Origin of the sequence: Micromonospora sp. NPDC050695 (assembly GCF_040654415.1) — a bacterium.
Classification (GTDB): Bacteria; Actinomycetota; Actinomycetes; order Mycobacteriales; family Micromonosporaceae; genus Micromonospora.
Genome location: NZ_JBFAHZ010000130.1, coordinates 1 through 2,404 on the forward strand (window position 1 = coordinate 1; position 2,404 = coordinate 2,404).

Annotated in this window: 2 protein-coding genes and 1 pseudogene; all 3 read left to right on the forward strand. The window is 67.5% G+C overall.

Translation table 11 applies throughout. The features are described 5' to 3' along the window. Nucleotides 1-267 precede the first annotated feature (267 nt). On the forward strand, nucleotides 268-906 hold the full coding sequence (locus AB0H52_RS31810; protein WP_192580552.1) for a thymidylate synthase: 639 nt from the start codon (nucleotides 268-270) through the stop codon (nucleotides 904-906). Between the two features lie 66 nt (nucleotides 907-972). Beyond that, a complete protein-coding gene (locus tag AB0H52_RS31815) occupies nucleotides 973-1,470 on the forward strand; it encodes a nucleoside 2-deoxyribosyltransferase (RefSeq protein ID WP_151493380.1) in 498 nt (165 codons plus the stop codon). A 65-nt stretch (nucleotides 1,471-1,535) separates the two neighbouring features. Continuing rightward, nucleotides 1,536-2,404, forward strand: a pseudogene (locus AB0H52_RS31820) (hypothetical protein); the annotation flags it as partial.

Sequence of the window (2,404 nt, forward strand, 5' to 3'; positions counted from 1 at the left end):
TCGGGGTGGACGCTTCGGTGGGCTGCGCGTCGCGGTAGCGGCGCAGCAGTCGGTTGCGCAGGTGGCTGTCGCCGCCGGTGATCAGGTCGGTCAGGATGGAATCCTTGTCCCGAGCGGGCAGCCCGACGACCCAGGTGCGTAGTTGCGCGGCGGTCGGTTCACCGGAGGCGGCCGGCGTCGACCCGGTGGCCGCGGCCGCGATCAGGTCGGGGTCGATGCGCAGAAACTCGGCGACGGCGGTGAGGGCCGCGTCGAGGATGGGATGTGGTGGTACAGGAACTCCGCCGGGACAGAGATTCCAAACGCGCGGTCATCACCATCTATGAGCCCCGCGAGGCGTTGGTGCCCGACAACATCGACGTCGCGTGCACGCTGGGCCTGCAGTTCTTCGTGCGCGACGGTGCGTTGCACTGTCAGAGCTACATGCGTGCCAACGACGCGTTCGTCGGCGTGGTCAGCGACGTCTTCTCCTTCACCGGCATGCAGGAGGTCATGGCACGGCAGTTGGGGCTCGAGGTCGGCGGTCTGACGCACTCGGTGGGCTCCTACCACCTGTATCTCAACGACGCCGACCGGGCGGAGCGGGTCCTCACCGAGGCCCGCGGCATGACGAACCCGGCAGATGCCTTCCCGGCTATGCCCGAAGGTGACAGCTGGCCGCAGATCCACGCGGTGATCGACTACATGGATGGGCTGCACGGCTGCTCCAGCCCGTCGGCGCTGGCCCGGCCGGAGGCCATGGGGCTCAGCGACTACTGGCGGGACGTCGCCACGATCTTCTACCTGCACCGGCAGCACGCGCTGTCAGCGGCCGTCGACCGGAAGCTACTGGAGACGTTGCCACATCTCTACCAGACGCTTCTCGCGCAGCGGTGGCCCGACGTCTTCGGCTTACCGGGGCGCTAGCAGGCTCACCCGGCCCTCACTCCATCAGCTCGTACCCCCCCGCTTCGAGAAGAGAGAGCTCCAACCATGACTTCCACCTCCGACACGGCTACCGCCACCGACATCACCAGCGTCTTCGTCGCTGGCCCCTTCTGGGCCTTGGTCGACGTGGACACGGGTACGGTTTCCGGCTCCGCCCGCGATCGCATCGAGTCAGTGTTGTCCCACTACGACGCCAAGGGCGCAACCGTCTACAATGCACACCGCCGAGAGGCGTGGGGCGCCGCCATGCTGGAGCCTCATCAGTTCACCAAGCTCGACTACGACGAGATCGCGGCCAGCGACGTCGTGGTCGGCTTTCCCGGCGTCCCGGCATCCCCCGGAACCCACGTTGAGATCGGCTGGGCGTCGGCGATGGGCAAGCCGATGGTGCTCTTACTGGAGGAGGGTGTGGAGTACGCCGGGCTGGTCGAGGGACTCCCGAGTTTCCGGCCGTGTGAGCTGCTGCGCTTCAGCGGCCGGGTGGACACCGGCGCACTCGACCAGGCCGTGACGAGGGTTGTCGCGCGGGCTGCGGAGCTTTAGTGAGTTGCGCGCCGGGGAGCGGCGGGTGCTACCTGCCGCTCCCCGGCCGACGGGGGAGACTATCGATGGCGATGAGACACATGGCGCCCTTCCAGGAGGCGGCACGGGTCCTGGAAGGGCTCCGCGGTCGGTCCCTGATCCGGGCCGCCAACCTGACCTCCGCGGAGGTTCACGCGACCTTCTCCGTCGCCCGGGCGCTGAGAGAAGGACAGCTGCGAATGATCCGGCCGTTGGCGGACCGCATTGTCTGCACGGCGTTCTTCGAACCGAGCACCCGCACGCGGCTGTCCTTCGAGTCGGCTGCCCTCAGGCTGGGTGCCTCAACGTTGAGCATCCCCGATGGCAGGGTGACCGGCGCCGCAAAGGGCGAATCCTTGGCGGACATCGGCCGCATGCTCCAGACATACGCGGACCTGGTGGTCCTGCGGCACCCCGATCCCGAGTGCCTCCGGGAGATCCGGCGCTGCGGTATGACCCTGCCGTTGATCAACGGCGGCAACGGTCAGCAGGAGCACCCGACTCAGGCACTCAGCGACTGGTTCACTCTGACGGAGGCCTTTCCCGACGAAGAACCGCTACACCTCGGTGTGGTCGGCGTGCCGTCGAGTATGCGTACCCTGCGCAGTTTTCTGCTCCTGGGGCTGGCGGTCTTTCCGCACCTGATCGGGCGACTCACGGTTGTCTGCGAGCGGCGGGACAACTGCCTGGATGCAGAGCTCGTCGGCGCCGCGCGAGCGGCAGGGGTGGCTATCCACGTACGCGAGGACCTGACGCGACTGGCACCGGACCTGGACGTCATATACGTCAACGCCCTGACCAACATCAACGGCCGGTACGAGCTGAAGTTCCACCCTGGGACCGGTCACCGGGGTTTCATGCCGCGAGGGCGTGGGCTTGACGGTAGCAGGCACGCGTTTCGTGGGGCGTGCGGTGG